This is a genomic window from Tamlana crocina (assembly GCF_012037625.1).
In genome coordinates this window covers 1-345 of sequence record NZ_JAAVJS010000563.1, presented here as the reverse complement: position 1 = coordinate 345, position 345 = coordinate 1, and the positions used below count along the sequence as shown (strand labels likewise).

General features: G+C 43.8%; 1 pseudogene. It reads right to left on the bottom strand.

Annotated elements, in window-relative coordinates:
• Positions 1-345: pseudogene (locus HC176_RS18055) on the bottom strand (cell division protein FtsZ); the annotation flags it as partial.

Below are 345 nucleotides of genomic sequence, written 5' to 3'. Positions count from 1 at the left end.
AGTACTTCATCTGCCTTGGAGAATCCGGCTTTGAAGCCAAGGTTTCCGTAGACCTCTCTTAGTTTATTATTATTGATCACAATAAGTGAATCTACCTGCTTCCGAAGATTTTCTACTCCGTGCTGGGCCTGTTCACATCTTGTTTTTCCTTCAAACTGAAAGGGTATAGTTACGATCCCCACCGTAAGTATTCCCATATCTTTTGCTTGTTTGGCAATGATTGGAGCAGCTCCCGTACCGGTACCACCACCCATTCCGGCAGTGATAAATACCATCTTGGTATTGGTGTCTAAAAGTGCTCTTATCTCATCAAAACTTTCCTCTGCTGCTTTGCGACCGACTTCA